17 protein-coding genes are annotated in these 22397 nt (G+C 71.7%); 13 read left to right on the forward strand and 4 right to left on the reverse strand.

Annotated features, from left to right (window positions below; genetic code table 11):
* The first annotated feature begins 69 nt into the window (after positions 1-69).
* From SRB17_RS05145 to SRB17_RS05155, 3 genes are all read left to right on the forward strand, one after another.
* A complete protein-coding gene (locus SRB17_RS05145) occupies positions 70-633 on the forward strand; it encodes an SAV_6107 family HEPN domain-containing protein (RefSeq protein WP_153534907.1) in 564 nt (187 codons plus the stop codon).
* Positions 634-756: 123 nt separating this feature from the next.
* A complete protein-coding gene (locus SRB17_RS05150; protein ID WP_323375001.1) occupies positions 757-1527 on the forward strand; it encodes a methyltransferase in 771 nt (256 codons plus the stop codon).
* Positions 1528-1804: 277 nt separating this feature from the next.
* Positions 1805-2188: a DUF3040 domain-containing protein gene (locus tag SRB17_RS05155; RefSeq protein WP_323375002.1), complete on the forward strand. Its 384-nt coding sequence runs from the start codon at positions 1805-1807 to the stop codon at positions 2186-2188.
* 90 nt (positions 2189-2278) lie between these two features.
* On the opposite strand, the gene SRB17_RS05160 is transcribed toward SRB17_RS05155, so the two are convergent.
* The 4 genes from SRB17_RS05160 to SRB17_RS05175 all read right to left on the reverse strand — a co-directional run bounded on the left by SRB17_RS05160 (position 2279) and on the right by SRB17_RS05175 (position 7872).
* Positions 2279-4663 carry a transglutaminase TgpA family protein gene (locus tag SRB17_RS05160; protein WP_153534908.1) on the reverse strand — a complete coding sequence of 795 codons (2385 nt, stop codon included), beginning with the start codon at positions 4661-4663 and terminating at the stop codon, positions 2279-2281.
* The gene (locus tag SRB17_RS05165; protein ID WP_153534911.1) at positions 4660-6021 is read right to left on the reverse strand and encodes a DUF58 domain-containing protein; all 1362 of its coding nucleotides are present in this window, start codon (positions 6019-6021) and stop codon (positions 4660-4662) included. The genes SRB17_RS05160 and SRB17_RS05165 overlap by 4 nt, the downstream gene beginning before the upstream one ends.
* On the reverse strand, positions 6021-7061 hold the full coding sequence (locus tag SRB17_RS05170; RefSeq protein ID WP_323375003.1) for a MoxR family ATPase: 1041 nt from the start codon (positions 7059-7061) through the stop codon (positions 6021-6023). Before SRB17_RS05170 ends, SRB17_RS05165 begins: the two co-directional genes overlap by 1 nt.
* A gap of 262 nt (positions 7062-7323) precedes the next feature.
* The gene (locus SRB17_RS05175) at positions 7324-7872 is read right to left on the reverse strand and encodes a beta-class carbonic anhydrase (protein WP_153534913.1); all 549 of its coding nucleotides are present in this window, start codon (positions 7870-7872) and stop codon (positions 7324-7326) included.
* 423 nt (positions 7873-8295) lie between these two features.
* Here SRB17_RS05175 and rsmH point away from each other — a divergent pair, with 423 nt between their 5' ends.
* From rsmH to SRB17_RS05225, 10 genes are all read left to right on the forward strand, one after another.
* Positions 8296-9300, forward strand: a complete 1005-nt coding sequence (gene rsmH, locus SRB17_RS05180; RefSeq protein WP_153534915.1) for a 16S rRNA (cytosine(1402)-N(4))-methyltransferase RsmH — start codon at positions 8296-8298, stop codon at positions 9298-9300.
* 1095 nt (positions 9301-10395) lie between these two features.
* Entirely contained in the window at positions 10396-11034 is a 639-nt protein-coding gene (locus tag SRB17_RS05185; protein WP_323375004.1) for an FtsB family cell division protein, read from the forward strand.
* Between the two features lie 5 nt (positions 11035-11039).
* Positions 11040-13004: a penicillin-binding protein 2 gene (locus tag SRB17_RS05190; RefSeq protein ID WP_323375005.1), complete on the forward strand. Its 1965-nt coding sequence runs from the start codon at positions 11040-11042 to the stop codon at positions 13002-13004.
* A 41-nt stretch (positions 13005-13045) separates the two neighbouring features.
* On the forward strand, positions 13046-14701 hold the full coding sequence (locus SRB17_RS05195) for a UDP-N-acetylmuramoyl-L-alanyl-D-glutamate--2,6-diaminopimelate ligase (protein WP_323375006.1): 1656 nt from the start codon (positions 13046-13048) through the stop codon (positions 14699-14701).
* A 28-nt stretch (positions 14702-14729) separates the two neighbouring features.
* Complete coding sequence (locus SRB17_RS05200; protein ID WP_323375007.1) at positions 14730-16136, forward strand: UDP-N-acetylmuramoyl-tripeptide--D-alanyl-D-alanine ligase; 1407 nt, start codon at positions 14730-14732, stop codon at positions 16134-16136.
* Entirely contained in the window at positions 16133-17206 is a 1074-nt protein-coding gene (gene mraY, locus SRB17_RS05205) for a phospho-N-acetylmuramoyl-pentapeptide-transferase (protein WP_153534922.1), read from the forward strand. The genes SRB17_RS05200 and mraY overlap by 4 nt, the downstream gene beginning before the upstream one ends.
* On the forward strand, positions 17188-18645 hold the full coding sequence (murD, locus tag SRB17_RS05210) for a UDP-N-acetylmuramoyl-L-alanine--D-glutamate ligase (RefSeq protein ID WP_153534924.1): 1458 nt from the start codon (positions 17188-17190) through the stop codon (positions 18643-18645). Before mraY ends, murD begins: the two co-directional genes overlap by 19 nt.
* A gap of 97 nt (positions 18646-18742) precedes the next feature.
* A complete protein-coding gene (ftsW, locus tag SRB17_RS05215; RefSeq protein ID WP_153534926.1) occupies positions 18743-20104 on the forward strand; it encodes a putative lipid II flippase FtsW in 1362 nt (453 codons plus the stop codon).
* Between the two features lie 6 nt (positions 20105-20110).
* Entirely contained in the window at positions 20111-21202 is a 1092-nt protein-coding gene (gene murG, locus SRB17_RS05220) for an undecaprenyldiphospho-muramoylpentapeptide beta-N-acetylglucosaminyltransferase (RefSeq protein ID WP_323375008.1), read from the forward strand.
* Positions 21203-21339: 137 nt separating this feature from the next.
* Positions 21340-22134 (forward strand): cell division protein FtsQ/DivIB, encoded by a 795-nt coding sequence (locus SRB17_RS05225; protein WP_323375009.1) that lies wholly within the window; start codon positions 21340-21342, stop codon positions 22132-22134.
* Positions 22135-22397 lie beyond the last annotated feature (263 nt).

The raw sequence follows: 22397 nt of genomic DNA on the forward strand, positions 1-22397 counted from the left end.
GTCAGTGCCATACCCCACGATGGACACATACGGCACCCGTGCCGTCACCCAGACGACAGGAGGTTCGTCATGGCCAATCCGTCCGCAGCCGCCGCTCGCCGGCGCCGCGCCACCGGCCCTGCCCCCTCACTGACCGGCCCGGCGAGCGATGTGCACCCCGTGCTCCGCCGGGCCACGGCCCCGCCCGCCGTCCTCGACCTGCTCGCCCAGGCCCGCGCCGCACTCGACGAGGCCACCGTCCTGGAAACGCCCAACGAGCGCTATGCGACGGCCCACCTCGCCGCCCTGCGCACCGCCGCCGCCGTGCTCGCCGCCCGCGGCCGCCCCGAGACCTCACCGCGCCGCCGCGCCCGGATCCGCAGCGCCTGGGAGGTGCTGCCCGAGATCGCCCCCGAACTGACCGAGTGGAGCGCGCTGTTCGCCTCCGGCGCCGCCCGCCGGGCCCGTGCCGAGGCCGGCATACAGGGCGCGGCGAGCCGTCGCGACGCCGACGACCTGATACGGGACGTGGCGATGTTCCTGCGCATCGTCGAGCGGATGCTCGTCCTCCAGCCGGTGCTGCCCCAGCCCCGCCAGGACCCCGGGGAACCGGACGGCCCGAGAGCGCGCGGTGACCTTCCGGACGCGGGCTGACCACCGGAAGTCCGGCGTACGAGACGCGCCCGGCCGGATCCGCCCGCGGTGACCGGCAGGGCGGCGGAGGCAATAGGGTGGACTCGCCTGAAGCGATGCCGCCCTGCCGAGGAGTCAACTGCCGTGTCGGACCCGAGCCGCCCCCGCGCCTCCCTGCGTACCGCCGTGGTCTGGGAGGTCCTCCAGGACGCTCTCGACCGCCGGGTCAAGGCCACGGGACGGGAGTCGCTGGACGTCCTCGACACCGGAGGCGGCAGCGGCAACTTCGCCGTACCGGTCGCCCGGCTCGGTCATCGCGTCACCGTCGTCGACCCCAGCCCGAACGCGCTGTTCGCGCTGGAGCGCCGGGCCGCCGAGGCCGGCGTCGCCGAGCGGGTCCGGGGCGTCCAGGGCGATGCGCACGGCCTGTTCGACGTGGTCGAGCGCGGTGGCTACGACGCCGTGCTGTGCCATGGCGTCCTCGAGTACGTGGACGACCCGGCCGAGGGCATCCGCAACGCGGTCGCCGCGCTGCGCTCCGAGGGCGTCCTCAGCCTGCTCGCCGCCGGCCTCGGCGGCGCCGTGCTCGCCCGCGCCCTCGCCGGCCACTTCACCGAGGCCCGGCAGGCACTGCAGGACCCCGAGGGCCGCTGGGGCGCCGGCGACCCGATGCCGCGCCGGTTCACCGCCGAGCAGCTCACCGCGCTGGTCGAGGGCGCGGGCCTCAGGGTCGGCGCGGTGCACGGCGTGCGGGTCTTCGCCGACCTGGTCCCCGGCGTCCTCGTGGACACCGAGCCCGGCGCCCTGGACGCGCTCCTCAGGCTGGAGGCCGCCGCGGCCGAGTTGCCCGCGTTCCATTCCGTCGCCACCCAGCTGCATGTGCTCGGTGAGACGCCGGGTGCCGCCGAGGCCTGAGCCGACTGCCGTGACCCGCCGCTGATCAGGGCCTCGGCGGCGGATGGAGTACGCCACAAGACCCCCGATCGAGGGGTTTGCGCCGTATGATCGAGGTACACCACCCGGCATGACGGGTCGGCCGCCGGGGAATGGAAGCCTCAGCGAGTCGGGACGGCCATGACGGATTCCGGTTGGCCAATTGGCGTAGAGGGGCGGGTTTCACGGGGGCGATTCCCTGCCTATCCTGAAGGGACCCCCCGGGTCGCCCCGGCGACTGCACGATGAGGAGGACTCCGTGCCGCTCTCGGAGCACGAGCAGCGCATGCTCGAGCAAATGGAGCGAGCGCTGTACGCCGAAGATCCCAAGTTCGCGTCAGCGCTTGAGGGAAACGGGCTGCGGACGTACACCCGGCGGCGGGTCTACCAGGCGGTTGCGGGCTTCCTCATTGGTATCGCGCTCCTCATGACCGGAATGGTCATGCAGCTGATCTGGGTCAGCGTGGTGGGTTTCCTCGTCATGCTGGGTTGTGCCGTACTCGCCGTCACCGGCTGGCGCAAGGCCCCGAAGCCGGGCGAGCAGCCCGCGGGCGCCGTCCGTCGCCAGGCGCGGCCGAAGCGCTCCATGATGGAGCGGATCGAGGAGCGCTGGCAGCGCCGCCGGGACGAACACGGCCGTTAGCCGGCCAACGGTTTCCCCGGGCTCTCCCGGACGCCGACAGACAACGTGTGAGGGGCGACCACCAGCGGTGGTCGCCCCTCACACATGCCCTCAGCCCTGCTGCTGCGACGGCCGGCGCGGGCCGGGCCGGGCCGCCGTCACCCTGGTCCTGAGCGCCGACCAGCGCGCCGACACCGCCCACAGCACCCGCACCGAGGAGCGGGGCAGGAACAGCGCCCGCAGCCGGGCGCCGGTGCTCGCCGTGCCGCGCAGCCCGTCGATCACCCTGCGCACGGCCTCCGCCGTACCCGCCGCCGGGCGTGGCCGGGGCGCGTACAGCACCTGCTCCACCGCGTCCGCGACCCGGTGCACCGCGGCACCGGTCGCCGGATCCAGCCGGCCCAGCTCGACGATCCGGGCGGCCGCCCGGCGCGGCGTCAGCGACTCGTCCGGCGCGATGCCGTGGTCCCAGGCGGTGTCCGTCAACTCCTGCCAGGCCGCGAGGGCGTGGGCGGCCGCGCCCTGCTCGGTACGGGCGTGCCCGCCGAGCCGCACCGAGCGCACCCGCAACCTCCACAGCAACGGGGACAGCGGAATCGCCAGGACCACCAGGGCGGCCAGGCCGATCAGCAGGTACCACCACGGGCCCGTGCCACCGCCACCGCTGTGCGGGGCCGCCGCGGCGGATGCGCCGCCGCAGTCCTGCAGCCTGACCAGAGCGGCCGGACAGCTCTGGCTCGGCGAGGCCGCCGCCGAGGGCGCCGAGGACGACTGGTGCGAGGGCAGGGTCTGGTCCGGCAGCGAGGTGCCGGGCGTGTCCGACTGGGTGTACGACGGTGTGGTGCCGCGCGTCGGGGTCGGCTCGAAACGGGTCCAGCCGACGCCCTCGAAGTACAGCTCGGGCCAGGCATGCGCGTCCTTCTGGTTCACCGCGACCGTGCCGTCGGGCTGCGGGGTGCCGGGCGCGAAGCCCACCGCGACCCGGGCCGGGATGCCGAGCGTGCGGGCCATCGCCGCCATGGCGAAGGAGAAGTGGACGCAGAAGCCCTCCTTCTTCTTCAGGAAGTTCGCGATGGCGCCGGGGCCGCGGCCGACCTCGACCTGGGTGTCGTACTGGAAGCCGCCCGTGACGGCGAAGTAGTCCTGGAGCTTGACGGCCTCCTCGTAGTGGCTCCGCGCGCCCGACGTGATCTCCTTGGCGGTTCTGGCCACCACCTTCGGCAGCGAGGACGGCACCTTCGTGTACTCGCGCTCCAGGGCCGCCGGCGGCTCCGGCGCGGTGGACAGCTGCTCGGCGGTCGGCTGCACGTCCAGGCTGGTCACCTGGTAGGTCTCGCCACGCGTGGTCTGGCCGTGGTCGCCGACCAGGGTCATGCCGACCGGCTCGTAGCGCCAGCGGCCGCCGATCTTCACACCGCTCGGCGGGTACGGCATCGGCAGCCAGTCCTGGGCGTACCAGTCCGACGCCGAGATGGTGGTCGTCACCGTGCCGCGCTTGATGTCGCCGCCGAGGCCGATCGGTGTGGGGAACTGAGCCGGCACGCCGACGATGTGCCGCTGGGCCGGCTTCCATGTGGTGCCGTCGAAGTCGTCCAGGGACACTATCCGCAGATACAGGTCCGAGATGTCGTTCGTGCTGGTCTTCACGGACAGCACCTGGCGGTCGTCGTTCGTGTTCAGGCTGTCGCGCAGGGACACCAGCGGGTTGACGGCGGAGATCGTGCCGCCGTTGCCGTTGCCCGCTCCCACGCCCGTGCCGGCGGCGTCCAGCAGGCCTCCCTGCATCGCGGGCAGGGCGAGCGGCACCACCAGGGCCGCGCCGAGCGCGACCGCGCCGATCCGGCGTCCGGTGCGCACCGGGGCCACCGCGCCGCCCTCCGGGGCGCCCGGCGTCCGGGGAGCGCCGCCGAAGACCCGGCCCCACTGGGCCAGCCGGTCCCGGCCCTCCGCGAGCAGCAGCATCAGATAGCCGGCCGCCGCCACCAGGAACCACAGCCAGTCGGCCCCGCCGTCGGACAGCCCCGCGGCGACCGAGTACAGCGCGAGCAGCGGCAGCCCGGCCGGCGCCGCGCTGCGGAAGGTCACCGCGAGCATGTCCACCAGCAGACCGATCACCAGCACGCCGCCGATCAGCATCAGCTTGATGCCGTCGGTCAGCGGCGCCGGTATCGCGTACTCGCTGACGTCGGTCGAGCCCTGCTGCAGCAGGTCGGCGAGGTGCCGGAAGGCGTCCGGGCCCGGGATCAGCCCGACGACCGCGTACTCCCGGGCGAAGACCAGGGTCAGCAGCACCAGGGTGACCAGCGCCTGCGCCGCCACGGTCAGCGGCCGGCCCAGCGGCACCCGGCGGGCCGCCGCGCCCACCCCGGTCTGCACGGCCACCAGCGGGACCAGCTGCAGCAGCCAGGTCGGCTCGGCCACCAAGGGCAGCAGCGCGCAGGAGGCCATCAGCGTGGCCGCTGCCGCGCACAGCGCCAGTCGTGCCCGTCCGCTCATCGCGTCGCCTCCCCGCCCACCGCGGCCAGGCCCGAGCGCTCCCGGTCCGCCTGCTGCCACAGCGCGTTCAGCGCGGCGCCGCGCGGCACGCTCAGCGCCGTCCAGCCCGCCTCGCGCAGCGCCCGCAGCCGCTCGGCGTGCCGTTCGCCCGCCCGCGGCACATCGGTCGCCTCCCGCACCCAGGTGTCCGGGTCCAGCACGAAGGCGACGGCGCCGCCGCTGCGCCGGCTCATCTTGGCGACCGTCGCGGCCTGCTCCTCGTCCAGGTCGCCGAGGAAGGCGATCAGCAGTCCCTGGTTGCCGCCGCGCAGCACGTCGTACGCCCGGGACAGGCCCGTGCCGTCGGAGTGGTCGATCACCGCGAGGGTGTCCATCATCAGCCCGGCCGCCTCCGCGGTCTCCTGGCCGGTGCCCGCGAACCCGTCGGCGCCCTCGCCCGGCACCACACTGCCGCTGTCGGTCAGCAGCCGTACCGAGAAGCCGCGTTCGAGCATGTGCACCAGCACCGAGGCGGCACCGGAGACGGCCCACTCGAAGGCCGAGTCGGGGCCCGCGCCCTCGAAGGCGCCGCCCCGGGTGTCCAGCAGGACCGTGCACCGGGAGCGCCGGGGCTGCTCCTCGCGGCGCACCATCAGCTCGCCGTAACGCGCGGTGGACCGCCAGTGCACCCGGCGCAGGTCGTCGCCGTAGCGGTAGCCGCGCGGGATCGCGTCGTCCTCGCCGGCCAGGGCCAGCGAGCGCTGCCGCCCGTCGCCGTACCCCCTGGCCTCGCCGCTGAAGCGGACCGGGGCGAGCGGTTCCACGCGCGGGACGACCGTGAGGGTGTCGAACGTCGAGAAGGAACGGGTGAGTTCGCACATTCCGAAGGGGTCCGTGAGCCGCAGCTGCAGCGGGCCCAGCGGATAGCGGCCGCGCAGATCGGAGCGGACCCGGTAGGACACCTCGCGGCGGCCGCCCGGCTCCACCCGGTCCAGCACGAATCTCGGGCGCGGCCCGAGGACGTAGGGCACCCGGTCCTGGAGCATCAGCAGGCCGGTGGGCAGCCGGGAGACGTTGTCCATCCGCAGATGCACCCGGGCCTCGCTGCCCGCCGGCACGCGCGCGGGGGAGAGCCGGCGGGTGCCGGCCACCCGGTAACGCGTGCGGTACACCACGGTCGCGCAGGTCAGCGGCAGCGCGGCCAGCAGCAGGCCGACCCGCAGCAGATCGCTCTGGCCCAGGACGTACGCGCAGATCGCGGCCGCGACCCCGGCCGCCAGGAAGGAACGGCCACGGGTCGTCAGCCCCGCGAGGGCCGTGCGGACGCCACCGGACTCTCCGCGGTCGGCCTCGGCCTGCCCCGTCCCCCCGGCGCTCATCACAGACTCCGCGGCGGCTGCTGGGGATATGCCGGAACGCCCTGCCCGAAGCCGCCGAAGCCGCTGTGCGGGCCCGGTGCCGCGGGCACCGGGGTGTGCTGGAGGATCTCCTGCACGACCTGCTCGGCCGTACGTCGGTTCAGCTGGGCCTGTGCGGTGGGCAGCAGGCGGTGCGCGAGGACGGCGACGGCGAGCGTCTGGACGTCGTCCGGCAGCGCGAACTCCCGGCCGGCGAGGGCCGCGGACGCCTTGGCCGCGCGCAGCAGATGCAGCGTCGCGCGCGGGGAGGCGCCGAGTCTGAGGTCGGGGTGGGTGCGGGTGGCGGCGACCAGTTCCACCGCGTACCGCCGGACCGGCTCGGAGACGTGCACGGTGCGCACCGCCTCGATCAGCTTCACGATCTCGTGCGCGTGCGCCACCGGCTGCAGGTCCTCCAGCGGGCTCACCCCGCCGTGGATGTCCAGCATCTGCAACTCGGCCTCCACGCTCGGGTAGCCGACGGAGACGCGGGCCATGAAACGGTCGCGCTGGGCCTCGGGCAGCGGGTAGGTGCCCTCCATCTCGACCGGGTTCTGCGTGGCCACCACCATGAAGGGGCTGGGCAGTTCGTACGTCTGCCCGTCGATGGTGACCTGCCGCTCCTCCATGGACTCCAGCAGCGCCGACTGGGTCTTGGGCGAGGCGCGGTTGATCTCGTCGCCGATCACGATCTGCGCGAAGATGGCGCCCGGCTTGAACTCGAAGTCCCGGCGCTGCTGGTCCCAGATGGACACACCGGTGATGTCCGAGGGCAGCAGGTCGGGCGTGAACTGGATGCGCCGCACCGAGCAGTCGATGGACCGCGCCAGCGCCTTGGCCAGCATCGTCTTGCCCACTCCGGGGACGTCCTCGATCAGCAGGTGGCCCTCGGCGAGCAGCACGGTCAGCGCGAGCCGTACGACCTCGGGCTTGCCCTCGATCACGCCCTCCACCGAACCGCGTACCCGCTCCACCGTGGCGGTCAGATCTGTGAGGCTCGCTCGATCGTCATAGGTCGTCACCCGGCCCTCCTCGGCCCGTTCTTTCCGGGCCGACGCTGCATGCGAAACCGGCCCACCCCGAAACACGGACACCACGCGGGAATAGTTCCGCGTGACGCCACACCCCGCATTCTTGCCGCCGTTACCGATTCGTGTCACTCGCCTGTGGACAACTGCCCGCAGGATGTCGGTGTTACGTCTTTTTCGACCGTCTTTTCGATACGGTGAGACGGTGATACGGCGACGGCGGGATGCTTCCGGCGCGGTGGGCCGGTGTGCCCGGTCAGGCCGGGTCGACCTCGCGCAGCAGGCCGGCGCGCACGTCGAACACGAAACCGCGCACGTCGTCGGTGTGCAGCAGGAACGGCGAGGTGCGCACGCGCTGCATGGACTGGCGCACGTCCTGGTCGACGTCCCGGAAGGACTCCACCGCCCAGGCCGGCCGCTGGCCGACCTCCATCTCCAGGTCGTGCCGGAAGTCCTCGGTGATGCTCTCCATGCCGCACCCGGTGTGGTGGATGAGCACGACGCTGCGGGTGCCGAGTGCCCGCTGGCTGATGGTCAGGGAGCGGATCACGTCGTCGGTGACGACACCGCCCGCGTTGCGGATGGTGTGACAGTCACCGAGTTGCAGGCCGAGCGCGGCGTGCAGGTCGAGGCGGGCGTCCATACAGGCCACGACCGCGACCTTGAGAACGGGGCGGGCGTCCATGCCGGGGTCGGTGAACTCGGCGGCGTACGCCTGGTTGGCCTCGACCAGGCGATCCGTCACGGTGCCGCCGTCGGTTATGGCGCCTTCGGGTCCAGTGGGCACTGCTGCGGAAGTCGTCATACTCATGACGTTACTGGTCACCCCTGGTGCCGTCCTGCTGTGAGAGCGGGACAAAAAACGTCATCGTGGCTTGTTGTGAGCTACCCCACAGGGAGGGTAAACCTGCCCCGGACGGGTGAATCCGGCCGAATCGCGGCACTCGATGCGATGCGGTGGGCGACGCGCAGGCCGGTTGATTGACCGCGAGACAGGGTGGACTAAAGTGACGCGAAGCGGGAGACGTGGCTCTCCCTGCTGGTGAAACCCCCGGAGACGCCGGCTCACCCCCGGGCCGTCTCCCCACGTGCGCGGCGCGTACGTACGGCTCGGCCTCCTCCCGCTCCCGGTCCGGCTGACGCTTCCGGCGCCGGCAGGCCTTCACCGCACGAGCTGGCGGGGACCCGGCGGTGCGTGCGGCCCGCCGGACGATGAGAGGCCCCCTGAATGAATGGGCGCGAAGCGCTTCCGCTGAAGGGCGGTGGCGGGCGACGGGAGGGACAGAGTCGACACGTCCCGGTCATGCTCCAGCGGTGCCTGGACCTGCTGGCGCCCGCCCTGGAGCGCCCGGGAGCGGTGGTCGTCGACTGCACCCTCGGCCTCGGCGGACACAGCGAGGCGCTGCTGACCCGGTTCCCCGCGGCACGGCTGATCGGACTCGACCGGGACAAGGAGGCGCTGCGCCTGTCGGGCGAGCGGCTGGCGCCCTACGGTGAGCGTGCCACCCTCGTGCACGCCGTCTACGACGAGCTGCCCGAGGTACTGCAGAAGCTCCGCATCGCGCGCGTGCAGGGCGTTCTGTTCGACCTCGGGGTCTCCTCCATGCAGCTGGACGAGGCCGACCGCGGCTTCGCCTACGCGCAGGACGCGCCCCTGGACATGCGGATGGACCAGACGACCGGCATGAGCGCCGCCGAGGTCCTCAACACCTACCCGGCGGGCGAACTCGTGCGGATCCTGCGCGCGTACGGCGAGGAGAAGCAGGCCAAGCGGATCGTGGCCGCGATCGTGCGCGAGCGCGAGAAGGAGCCGTTCAGCAACAGCGCGCGGCTGGTCGAGCTGATCCGGGACGCCCTGCCGCAGGCCGTCAAGCGCACCGGCGGCAATCCCGCCAAGCGCACCTTCCAGGCGCTGCGCATCGAGGTCAACGGCGAACTGTCCGTCCTGGAGCGGGCGATCCCGGCGGCGGTGAAGGCCCTGGACGTCGGCGGGCGGATCGCGGTCCTGTCGTACCACTCGCTGGAGGACCGCCTGGTCAAGCAGGTCTTCGCGGCCGGCGCGGCGTCCACGGCGCCCCCCGGCCTCCCGGTCGTGCCGGAGCGCTACCAGCCGCGGCTCAAGCTGCTCACCCGGGGTGCCGAACTTCCCACCGAGGAAGAGGTCGCCGAGAACCGCCGGGCCGCACCGGCCAGGCTGCGCGGCGCCGAGCGCATCAGGGAGGACGCCGAGTGACCGAGACGGGTCGGTTGGATTCCCGAACTCATCGGGGGGCGCGGGGCGATTCCCGGCCTCACCAGGGGGGCCGGGGGCATTCCCGGACCTGCCAGGGGGGATGCGGGGATTCCCGGACGTACCGGGTGGCGCGTGGGGGTTGCCGGGCTCTCCCGGGGGACCGTGGGAGTTGCCGGGCTCTCCCGGGGGATCATGGGGATTCCCGGACGCACCGGGGGACCGGTGACCGGCCCCGGAATCACCGGGCGACCGCTGAGGAGGCCTCCCGGACCCACCGGCCGCACCACGCGGACCTCGAAACTCACCAGGGGCGCCGCGAGGGTTCCGGAACTCACCGGGAGTGCCGCGCGGACTTCGGGGGTCACCGGGAGCGCCGCGAGGATCCTCGGCTCCGCCCGGAGCGCCACGCGGACTGCGGAACTCACTGGGAGTGCCGCGCGGACTTCGGGGCTCACCGGGGGCGCCGCGAGGGTTCCGGAACTCACCGGGAGTGCCGCGCGGACTTCGGGGGTCACCGGGAGCGCCGCGAGGATCCTCGGCTCCGCCCGGAGCGCCACGCGGACTGCGGAACTCACTGGGAGCGCCACGCGGACCTCGAAACTCACCAGGGGCGCCGCGAGGGTTCCGGAACTCACCGGGAGTGCCGCGCGGACTTCGGGGGTCACCGGGAGCGCCGCGAGGATCCCCGGCTCCGCCCGGAGCGCCACGCGGACTGCGGAACTCACCGGGAGCGCCACGCGGACTGCGGGACGTACCGGCAGCGCCGCGAGGGTTCCGGAACTCACCGGGAGTGCCGCGCGGACTTCGGGGGTCACCGGGAGCGCCGCGAGGATCCTCGGCTCCGCCCGGAGCGCCACGTGGACTGCGAGACTCGTCGGGAGCCTCACGCGGACTGCGGGACGTACCGGGAGCGCCACGCGGACTGCGGGACTCGGGAGCGACGCGAGGATCCCCGATCCTGCCCGGAGCCCCACGCGGACTGCGTGACGTACCGGGTGCACCCTGCGGATCCCTGTACCCGCCCGGAGTGCCACGCCCCCGATGTGCGGCCGGCCCGGTGCGGTGGCGAGGAGCGCAGGAGCAAGCGGGGGAGCCGTGAGTAGGAGACCACAGCTGAGGGGGCGGGCCGCGCGGCTCGTCCGGCTTTTTCCGGCGGGCCGGGCCCGGGCCGCCCGCACCCCGTTCGTGCTGCTCGTCGTCCTGCTCCTCGGCGGCGGCCTGATCGGACTGCTGGTGCTCAACTCGGCGCTCAGCGAAGGCTCGTTCAAACTCGCCGACCTGCAGAAGCGGACGAAGAACCTCACCGACGAGGAACAGGCCCTCCAGCGGGACATCGACGCCTACTCGTCTCCCGACGCCCTCCAGCGCCGCGCCCGCGAACTGGGCATGGTCCCCGGCGGCGACCCGGCCTTCCTCGGCTCCGACGGCAAGATCAAGGGCGTCCCGAGCGCCGCCCCCGAGTCCGCCGTCCTCAGCGACCCGGTCGCCCCCGAGGCCCTGCCCCCGGCCGGGGCCCCCTCCGCGACCCCGGCCACGCCCACCGGCCCGACCTCGGCCATGCCCACCACCCCGGCCTCGTCCACGAACACCACCCGGGCCTCGGCCACGCCCTCCGCCACCGCATCGGCACAGGGCCGGCCCGAGTCCGTCCCCACCGCCTCGGCCTTCGCGGGTGCCATTCCCCCGCCCCCCTCCACCCCCCAGCCCATCCCCACCCCGACCCCCGGCAGGTGACGGAAGTGTCCGACAGGGAACCGCCGCGCCGTCGTGTGCCCGGGCCGGCCGGGCCGCCGCGGCCGCGGAGTGCCGTGCGGCGGCAGCCCGGGCCCGGTGCGCGCCCGGCGCGGCGGCCGAGCGCTGCTCGGCCGCCGTATCAGCGCCCGCTCCGGCTCGGCAGACCACGGCCCCGGCTGCGCTTGGTCAGCCTCACGCTCACCCTGGTCCTGATCGCCTTCGTCCTACGGCTGCTCCAGGTGCAGGCCGTCGACGCCAGCGCGTACGCCGCGCGCGCCGAGCAGAACCGGTATGTCGTGCACACGCTGGCCGCCGAGCGCGGCGGGATCACCGACCGCAGCGGTGTGGCCCTCGCCATCAGCGAGGACGCGTACGACATCACGGCCGATCCGACGATGTTCAGCAGGAAGCAGCTGAAGATCGACGACGGCCCGGAGCAGGCCGCCGCGCTGCTTTCGCCGATCCTCGGGCAGAGCCAGCGGGACATCGTGAACAAGCTGCGGCCGAAGAACCAGAGCTCCCGGTACGCCCGGCTCGCCACCCGCCAGACCCCACAGGTCTGGAAGCAGATCAAGGACCTGAAGAGCGCGCTCGCCAAGAAGTCGGAGACGGACAAGAACACCGTCAACGTGCTCGCCGGCGTCTTCGCCGACCCGAGCAGCCAGCGGGTGTACCCCAACGGTGACCTCGCCGCCGGGATACTGGGCTGGGTCAACGCCGACGGCCAGGGCGGCGGCGGCATCGAGCAGGAGCTGAACAAGCAGCTCGCGGGGAAGGACGGCAAGATCCGGTACGCCCAGTCCGGTGGGCGGGAGGTGCCCACGGCCGGGTCCACCGAGACGCCCGCCGTGCCCGGTTCCGACGTCGAGCTGACCATCGACCGCGACATCCAGTGGGCCGCGCAGAACGCCATCACCGAGCAGGTGAAGAAGTCCAGGGCCGACCGCGGTTACGTCGTCGTCCAGGACACCCGGACCGGGCAGATCCTGGCCATGGCCAACTCGCCCGGCTTCGACCCGAACAACCTGTCCAAGGCGGACTCCGCCGCCCTGGGCAACGCGGCCGTCCAGGACGCCTACGAGCCCGGCTCCACCGCCAAGGTGATGTCCATGGCGGCCGTGCTGGAGGAGAACGCGGCCACCCCGCTCACCCATGTCGTCGTACCGAACCGGCTGCACCGGGGCGACCGGCTCTTCTCCGACGACGTCGACCACGCCACCTGGTACCTCACGCTGAACGGCGTCCTCGCCAAGTCCAGCAACATCGGCACCATCCTGGCCACCGGTCAGCTCGGCAAGACGCAGTCCGAGGCCGACAAGGTCCTCTACTCCTATCTGCGCAAGTTCGGCATCGGCAGCTACACCGGACTCGGCTTCCCGGGCGAGACCCCGGGCATCCTCGCGCCGTACCAGAAGTGGTCCACCTCGCAGCAGTACACGATTCCTTTCGGCCAGGGCTTCTCCATCAACGCCGTCCAGGCCGCCTCCGTCTACTCGACCATCGCCAACGGCGGGGTCCGGATCGAGCCGACCCTGGTGCGCGGAACCAAGGGCGCCGACGGCCGCTTCACCCCCGCGCCCAAGGCCAAGGAGACCCGCGTGGTCAGCGAGAAGACGGCGAAGACGGTTGCCCGGATGCTGGAGTCCGTCGTGGACGACGAGCAGGGCACCGGCATCAAGGCCCGCATCCCCGGCTACAACGTCGCCGGCAAGACCGGCACGGCCAACCGCGTTGATCCGGCCACCGGCAGGTACCGCGGCTACACCTCGTCCTTCGCCGGTTTCGCGCCCGCCGACAACCCCCGCATCACCGTCTACTGCGCCATCCAGAACGCCACCTCCGGCAGCTACTTCGGCGGGCAGATCTGCGGTCCCATCTACAAGCAGGTGATGGAGTTCGCCCTGAAGACCCTCCAGGTCCCGCCGACCGGCGTGCCGGCCGCGAACCTGCCGGTCGACTACAAGCCCTGAGACAGCCCCTGATCAGCACCCGAAACACCAGGAACGAGCTCGTGACGACGATCACCCCCGACGCCGGGAACCAAGGGGCCGGCAAGCCCTCACTTCGCTCCGGAGCGGGTACGCCCGGTACGCTCACCGCCGTGCCACACGCTGATCAGTCCCAAACCACCCAGAAGGGCCAACCCGTGACATATCCGGGACTGCCCAGGCCGTCGCTGCTCCCCGCCACACCTCTCGCGGAGCTCGCCGACCAGCTGGGTGTCACCGCGCCGGAGGGCGCCGCCGAGATCAAGGGCATCACCCATGACTCGCGCGCCGTCCGCCCCGGCGACCTGTACGCCGCCCTCCCGGGCGCACGGCTGCACGGCGCCGACTTCGTCACCCAGGCCGCGAGCCTGGGCGCCGTCGCCGTGCTCACCGACCCCACGGGCGCCGAGCGCGCCACCGCGACCGGACTGCCCGTCCTGGTCGTCGAGAACCCGCGCGCACGGATGGGGGAGCTGGCGGCGACGATCTACCGCCACCCGGGCCGAGACCTGCTCCAGATCGGCATCACCGGCACCTCCGGCAAGACCACCACCGCCTATCTCGTCGAGGGCGGCCTGGACGCCTCCCGCCCCGCCGGTCTCATCGGCACGGTGGAGATCCGCATCGGCGACGAGAGCATCAAGTCGGAGCGCACCACTCCCGAGGCCACCGACCTCCAGGCCCTGTTCGCCGTCATGCGCGAGGGGGGCGTCGAGGCGGTCGCCATGGAGGTCTCCAGCCACGCCCTGGTCCTCGGCCGGGTCGACGCCTGTGTCTTCGACGTCGCCGTGTTCACCAACCTCAGCCCGGAACACATGGAGTTCCACTCCGACATGGAGGACTACTTCCGGGCCAAGGCGCAGCTGTTCACCCCGAAACGCAGCAGACTGGGCGTGATCAACGCCGACGACGCCTACGGCCGCCGGCTGGCGGAGGAGGCCACGGTCCCCGTCGTCACGTTCTCCGCCGAGGGCCACCCCGACGCCGACTGGCGCGCGGAGGACGTCCACGTCGGCCCCATGGACTCGACGTTCACCGTCCTCGGCCCGAACGGCGAGCGGATCCACGCCAGGTCTCCGATCCCCGGTCCCTTCAACGTGGCGAACACCCTCGCCGCGATCGTCGCCCTCGCCGCCGCCGGTCTCGACCCGCAGACCGCCGCCGACGGCGTCGCCGCCGTCCCGGGCGTCCCCGGACGGCTGGAGCGCGTGGACGCCGGGCAGCCCTACCTCGCGGTCGTCGACTACGCGCACAAGACCGACGCCGTCGAGTCCGTGCTCAAGGCGCTGCGCAAGGTCACCAAGGGCCGTCTGCACGTGGTTCTCGGCTGCGGCGGCGACCGCGACCAGACCAAGCGTGCCCCGATGGGCGCCGCCGCGGCACGGCTCGCCGACACGGCCGTACTGACCTCCGACAACCCCCGCTCCGAGGATCCCCTCGCGATCCTCGCGACCATGCTGCAGGGCGCCGCCTCCGTGCCCGCGCACGAGCGTGGCGAGGTGCTCCTGTTCGAGGACCGGGCCGCCGCGATCGCGGCCGCCGTGGGCCGTGCCCAGGCCGGCGACACCGTGCTGGTCGCAGGCAAGGGCCATGAGCAGGGCCAGGACATCGCCGGCGTCGTCCGTCCCTTCGACGACCGCCAGGTGCTCCGCGAAGCCATCCAGAAAACCCAGGGATGAAAATCCAGAAGACCCAGGGGATGAACTTGTGATCGCCCTCTCCCTCGCCGAGATCGCAGCAGTCGTCGGCGGGCAGACGCACGACATACCGGATCCGTCCGTGCAGGTCACGGGACCGGTCGTCCGGGACTCCCGCGAGGTGGTGCCCGGCAGTCTGTTCGCCGCCTTCGTCGGCGAACGCGTGGACGGCCACGACTACGCACCGCAGGTGATCGAGGCGGGCGCGGTCGCCGTACTGGCGTCGCGCCCGGTCGGCGTGCCCGCGATCGTCGTCGACGACGTCCAGACCGCGCTCGGTGCCCTCGCCCGGCACGTCGTACGCCGGCTCGGCGCGACCCTCGTCGCCCTGACCGGCTCGGCGGGCAAGACCAGCACCAAGGACCTGATCGCGCAGGTGCTCCGGCGCAAGGCGCCGACCGTGTTCACGCCCGGCTCGCTCAACAACGAGATCGGGCTGCCGCTGACCGCCCTGTCCGCCACCGAGGAGACACAGTTCCTCGTGCTGGAGATGGGCGCCCGCGGCATCGGGCACATCCGCTACCTCACCGGCCTCACGCCCCCCAGGATCGGCCTGGTCCTCAACGTCGGCACCGCTCACATCGGCGAGTTCGGCGGCCGGGAGCAGATCGCGCAGGCCAAGGGCGAGCTCGTCGAAGGCCTTCCCGAGGACGGCGCCGCGATCCTCAACGCCGACGACCCGCTGGTCCGTGCCATGGCCTCCCGTACCAAGGCGAAGGTGGTCCTTTTCGGAGAGTCGGCCGAAGCGGACGTACGCGCCGAGAACGTGCGACTCACGGACAGCGGACAGCCCGCCTTCAGACTTCACACACCCTCCGGTGCAAGCGATGTGACCATGCGCCTGTACGGTGAGCACCACGTGTCGAACGCGCTCGCCGCGGCCGCCGTCGCCCATGAGCTGGGCATGTCCGCGGAAGAGATCGCCACCGCGCTCTCCGAGGCGGGCTCCCTCTCCCGCTGGCGGATGGAGGTCACCGAGCGCCCGGACGGCGTGACCATCGTCAACGACGCCTACAACGCCAACCCCGAGTCCATGCGGGCCGCCCTCAGGGCGCTCGCGGCCATGGGCCAGGGGCGCCGCACGTGGGCGGTGCTCGGCAAGATGGCCGAGCTGGGGGACGAGGCGCTCGCCGAGCACGACGCCGTCGGACGGCTCGCCGTCCGGCTCAACGTCAGCAAGCTCGTCGCGGTCGGGGGGACTGAGGCCTCCTGGCTGCAACTGGGCGCATATAACGAGGGTTCGTGGGGTGAGGAGTCGGTGCACGTGTCCGACGCACAGGCGGCGGTCGACCTGTTGCGCAGCGAGTTGCGCCCGGGGGACGTCGTACTCGTGAAGGCGTCCCGTTCGGTGGGGCTCGAAAGCGTCGCCCAGGCGCTGATCGAGACCGGCGCCGAGGGTGAGGTTGCCGCCCGATGATGAACCAGATCCTGTTCTCGGGAGTCATTGGCCTCTTCCTGACGCTGGTCGGCACTCCGCTGCTGATCAAGCTGCTCGCCCGCAAGGGCTACGGCCAGTACATCCGTGACGACGGCCCGCGCGAGCACGCCAGCAAGCGCGGTACGCCGACCATGGGCGGTATCGCCTTCATCCTGGCGACGGTCGCCGCCTACTTCCTCAGCAAGGTGATCACCGGCAAGCCGCCGACGTTCTCCGGGCTGCTGGTGCTCGGGCTGATGGTCGGCATGGGCCTGGTCGGCTTCCTGGACGACTACATCAAGATCGTCAAGCGGCGTTCGCTGGGTCTGCGGGCCAAGGCGAAGATGGCCGGCCAGCTGATCGTCGGCATCGCCTTCGCCGTACTGTCGCTGATGTTCTCCGACTCGCGCGGCAACACCCCGGCCTCCACCAAGCTGTCGTTCATCACGGACTTCGGCTGGTCGATCGGCCCGGTGCTGTTCGTGATCTGGGCGCTGTTCATGATCCTCGCGATGTCGAACGGCGTGAACCTCACCGACGGTCTGGACGGCCTCGCCACCGGCGCCTCCGTGCTCGTCTTCGGCGCCTACACGTTCATCGGTGTCTGGCAGTTCCAGGAGTCCTGCGCCAACGCGCAGACGCTGACCAACCCGGCCGCCTGCTACGAGGTGCGCGACCCGCTCGACCTCGCGGTGGTCGCCTCCGCGCTGATGGGTGCCTGCCTGGGCTTCCTGTGGTGGAACACCTCGCCCGCGAAGATCTTCATGGGTGACACCGGCTCGCTCGCCCTCGGCGGTGTCCTCACCGGCCTGGCCATCCTCTCCCGCACGGAGCTGCTGGTGGCCATCATGGGCGGTCTGTTCGTCCTCATCACCATGTCGGTCGTCATCCAGGTCGGCTCCTTCCGGCTCACCGGGAAGCGTGTCTTCCGGATGGCGCCGCTCCAGCATCACTTCGAACTCAAAGGCTGGTCCGAGGTCCTGGTGGTGGTCCGGTTCTGGATCATCCAGGGCATCTGTGTGATTGTCGGACTGGGCCTCTTCTACGCAGGATGGGCAGCGGAAAAGTGACCTCCTCGGTGCCTTCTGGGTCTTCTGGGTTCCAGGGCAAGCACGTCACCGTCGCCGGGCTCGGCGTCTCGGGCGTACCGGCGGCCAAGGCGCTGCACGCGCGCGGGGCGATCGTCACGGTCGTCAACGACGGCGACGACGCACGCGCGCGTGAACAGGCCGCCGAACTCCGGGCGCTCGGCATCACCGTGCGCCTCGGCGACGGGGCGACCCTGCCGGAGGGCACCGAGCTGATCGTCACCGCGCCAGGCTGGAAGCCGGACAAGCCCCTGTTCACCGCGGCGGCCGAAGCGGGCGTGCCGGTATGGGGCGACGTCGAGCTGGCCTGGCGCCTGCGGGGGCCCGATGCGGCGCCCTGGCTGGCAGTCACGGGCACCAACGGCAAGACCACGACCGTGCAGATGCTCGCGTCGATCCTCAGGGCCGCGGGCCTGCGCACGGCCGCCGTCGGCAACATCGGCGTCTCCCTGCTGGACGTGGTGCTCGGGGACGAGCCGTACCGCGATCTCGATGTACTCGCCGTGGAGCTGTCCAGCTACCAGCTGCACTGGGCGCCCTCGCTGCGCGCCCACTCGGCCGTCGTCCTCAACGTCGCCCCGGACCACCTCGACTGGCACGGCTCCATGGAGGCGTACGCCGCCGACAAGGGCCGTATCTACGAAGGCAATCGGGTCGCCTGCGTCTACAACGCGGCCGACAAGCTCACCGAGGACCTGGTGCGCGAGGCCGACGTCGAGGAGGGCTGCCGGGCCATCGGTTTCACCCTCGGCACCCCCGGGCCCTCCCAACTCGGTGTCGTGGAGGGCATCCTGGTCGACCGCGCCTTCGTGGAGAACCGGCAGAAGAGCGCCCAGGAGCTGGCCGAGGTCTCCGACATCAACCCGCCGGCCCCGCACAACATCGCCAACGCCCTTGCCGCGGCGGCCCTCGCGCGCGCCTTCGGGGTGCCCGCCAAGGCCGTACGCGACGGCCTCCGGGCCTTCCGCCCGGACGCGCACCGCATCGCGCACGTCGCCGACCTCGACGGGGTCGCGTACATCGACGACTCCAAGGCGACCAACACCCATGCCGCGGAAGCCTCGTTGGCGGCATATGAACCGATCGTATGGATTGCGGGCGGTCTGGGGAAGGGTGCGACCTTCGACGAACTCGTCGCCAAGTCCGCACAGCGGCTGCGCGGTGCCGTCCTGATCGGCGCCGATCGTGCCCTCATCCGCGACGCCCTCGCGCGACACGCGCCGGAAGTACCCGTGGTCGAGCTCGACCGGACCGACACTGGGGCGATGCTCCAGGCGGTGACGGAGGCCAGGCGGCTCGCTCAGCCCGGTGACACGGTACTGCTGGCCCCGGCCTGCGCCTCCATGGACATGTTCACCAACTACAACCAGCGCGGTGACGCGTTCGCGGCGGCGGTCCGCGAACTCGGCGCGGGCGCCTGACGACGGGTCTCGGTCACCTGGGGTGCTTCGGGACCCTTGGAGGGACGCGTGAGGCGGATGTGGCTCGGGTTTGGTCGGCGGGTGCGAGGAGCTGGTGATGTCCGGTAGCCGTACAGGCCGTCCACCGGTTCAGGGCGCCGCCAGAAGGCCCGCGGCACCCCGTCCGCCGCGCGAGAGCTCCGTGCAACGGTTCTACATCCGCGCGCGGAAGGCCTGGGACCGGCCGCTGACCGCCTACTACCTGATCGTCGGCGGCACCCTGCTGATCATGGTGCTGGGTCTGGTGATGGTCTACTCGGCCTCCCAGATCACCGCGCTGCAGCTGTCGCTGCCCGGGTCGTACTTCTTCCGCAAGCAGTTCCTCGCCGCGCTCATCGGCGGTGCCCTGCTGTTCGCGGCCTCCCGCATGCCGGTGAAGCTGCACCGGGCGCTGGCGTACCCGATCCTCGCCGGCGCCGTGTTCCTGATGGTCCTGGTGCAGATCCCCGGGATAGGGATGGCGGTCAACGGCAACCAGAACTGGATCTCCCTGGGCGGCTCCTTCCAGATCCAGCCCAGCGAGTTCGGCAAGCTGGCCCTGGTGCTGTGGGGCGCGGACCTGATCGCCCGCAAGCAGGAGAAGAGGCTGCTGACCCAGTGGAAGCACATGCTGGTGCCGCTGGTGCCGGTCGCCTTCCTGCTGCTCGGGCTGATCATGCTCGGCGGCGACATGGGTACGACGATCATCCTGACCGCGATCCTGTTCGGGCTGCTGTGGCTCGCGGGAGCGCCGACCCGGCTGTTCTCCGGGGTGCTGAGCATCGCCGGGGTGCTCGCCGCGCTCGCCATCTGGTCCAGTCCGCACCGGCTGAACCGACTCAGCTGCATCGCCGCAACCGACCCCGGCCCGAACGACATGTGCTGGCAGGGCGCGCACGGCATCTACGCCCTGGCCTCCGGCGGGCTGTTCGGTTCCGGTCTCGGTGCGAGTGTGGAAAAATGGGGGCAACTCCCGGAAGCCCACACCGACTTCATCTTCGCCGTCACCGGTGAGGAACTGGGCCTGGCGGGGACACTGTCGGTGCTCGCCCTGTTCGCGGCTCTAGGCTATGCGGGTATCCGCGTGGCCGGACGCACGGAGGACCCCTTCGTGAGGTACGCCGCGGGAGGCGTGACCACCTGGATCACCGCCCAGGCGGTGATCAACATCGGTGCGGTGCTCGGTCTGCTGCCGATCGCCGGCGTCCCTCTCCCGCTGTTCTCCTACGGAGGGTCCGCCCTGCTGCCGACCATGTTCGCCATCGGGCTGCTGATCGCCTTCGCGCGCGACGAGCCCGCTGCGCGGGCGGCGCTTGCCATGCGGCAACCTCGCTTTGGTAGAAAACGGGGTGCCGGGGGCTCCGGGTCCGGTCGGAGTCCCCGGAGATGGAACACGATGCGACGGCGTGCCTCGGCGGCGCGTTCGTCCGGAGAGCGGTGAATTTCGGTGCATGTCGTACTCGCCGGTGGGGGGACCGCCGGCCACATCGAGCCCGCGCTCGCCCTCGCGGACGCCCTGCGCAGGCAGGACCCGACCGTGGGGATCACGGCCCTGGGCACGGAGCGCGGCCTGGAGACCCGGCTCGTCCCGGAGCGCGGCTACGAGCTGGCGCTGATCCCGGCGGTGCCGCTGCCCCGTAAGCCGACTCCCGAGCTGATCACCGTCCCGGGCCGGCTGCGCGGCACCATCAAGGCCGCCGAGCAGATCCTGGAGCGCACGAAGGCGGACTGCGTCGTCGGTTTCGGCGGTTATGTCGCGCTGCCCGGCTACCTGGCGGCCAAGCGGCTCGGTGTGCCCATCGTGATCCACGAGGCCAACGCCCGCCCGGGCCTGGCCAACAAGATCGGCTCGCGCTACGCGGCCCGGGTCGCCGTCTCCACGCCGGACAGCAAGCTGCGCGACGCCCGCTACATCGGCATCCCGTTGCGCCGTTCCATCGCCACCCTGGACCGCGCGGCCGCGCGTCCGGAGGCCCGGCACCGCTTCGGCCTCGACCCGAACCTGCCCACGCTGCTCGTCTCCGGCGGCTCCCAGGGTGCCCGGCGCCTCAACGAGGTGGTCCAGCAGGTCGCCCCGTGGCTCCAGCAGGCCGGCATCCAGATCCTGCACGCGGTCGGCCCGAAGAACGAACTGCCGCAAGTGCACCAGATGCCGGGTATGCCGCCCTACATCCCGGTAAGTTACCTGGACCGGATGGATCTCGCGTACGCCGCGGCCGACATGATGCTCTGCCGCGCGGGTGCGATGACCGTCGCCGAACTCTCCGCCGTCGGACTCCCGGCCGCCTATGTCCCGCTGCCCATCGGCAACGGCGAACAGCGGCTCAACGCCCAGCCGGTGGTGAAGGCCGGCGGTGGACTCCTCGTCGACGACGCGGAACTCACGCCCGAGTGGGTGCAGCAGAACGTCCTGCCCGTGCTCGCCGACCCGCACCGGCTGTACGAGATGTCCCGCGCGGCAAGCGAGTTCGGCCGCCGGGACGCCGACGAGCTGCTCGTCGGCATGGTGTACGAGGCGATCGCCTCGCGCCACCACTAGCATCGGCGAGTGAGCCGAAGGGGCGCGCCGGTGTCGAGAGACCGAACGCGCGGAGGCGCGCGGCGCTGAGCACGATCGGGCTCTCGACACGGGCTTGGGCGCCCTGGAGGTGAACCGAGCCAAGAAAGGGAGCGCGCGTGGCCGGACCCTCCACCGCCGAGCGCGGTGAACGCCAGCAGGAGTCGTCCGGCCCGCCGCTCGTCCGCGGGCTCAGGAGACCAGGCCTTCGTGTGATCGTCATTCTGGCCGCACTCGTCGTGCTCCTCGGGGGCGGTGGCACCTGGGTGTTGTACGGCTCGAACTGGCTGCGCGTCCGGCACGTCTCGGTGTCCGGCACGCTCGTGCTGACCCCCGCCGAGGTACGGGACGCGGCGGCCGTACCGGTCGGGGCGCCGATGATTTCCGTCGACACCGAGGGCATCGAGGCCCGACTTCGCCGGAAATTGCCCAGAATTGACACCGTTGATGTGGTCCGCTCCTGGCCCCAGGGAATCGGTCTGAAAGTGACCGAGCGCACTCCGGTTCTGCTGGTCCGAAAAGGCGGGAACTTCGTCGAAGTCGACGACGAAGGTGTCCGATTCGCTACGGTTTCGCAAGCGCCGAAAGGCGTTCCCGCGTTGGAATTGTCCGTTTCTCGGACCGGTTCCGGCGTCGCCAGCTTCCGTCGTTTCGGAGCCGACCGGCTGGTGCGCGAGGCGGTCCGGGTCGCCGGTGAGCTGCCGGCCGCCGTGGCGGGGGACACCCGGACCGTCCAAGTCCGTTCCTACGACGACATCTCGCTGGAGTTGGCCGACGGCCGCACGGTCGCGTGGGGCAGCGGCGAGAACGGCCCCGCCAAGGCGCGGGCCCTCACGGCTCTCATGAAAGCAGCTCCCCGCGTGCGGCACTTCGACGTCAGCGTTCCCACCGCCCCTGCGTCATCGGGGAGTTGACGCGCATCAGCGCAGGCCAGCACCCTGGTTGGGCACTGCTACGGCTGATCACATAGGGTGAAAAGAAAAACGGGAGGTTCGGCGTGTTCGTTGAACGGGCGCCACTTGTCGACTTAGTGTCCTGTTCAGAAGACTCCAGGGAACAGACACACTGGTAACCCTAAACTTCAGGGTTAGGGTTCGGGTCGGCGCTATGGACCGTCCCATTCGGCATCCGTCGTCCCGGCGCGGGGCACCGCCCCGGTGGCGACAACGTAATTCGA

The sequence above is a fragment of the Streptomyces sp. RB17 genome, from assembly GCF_009604455.1.
Lineage (GTDB): Bacteria > Actinomycetota > Actinomycetes > Streptomycetales > Streptomycetaceae > Streptomyces.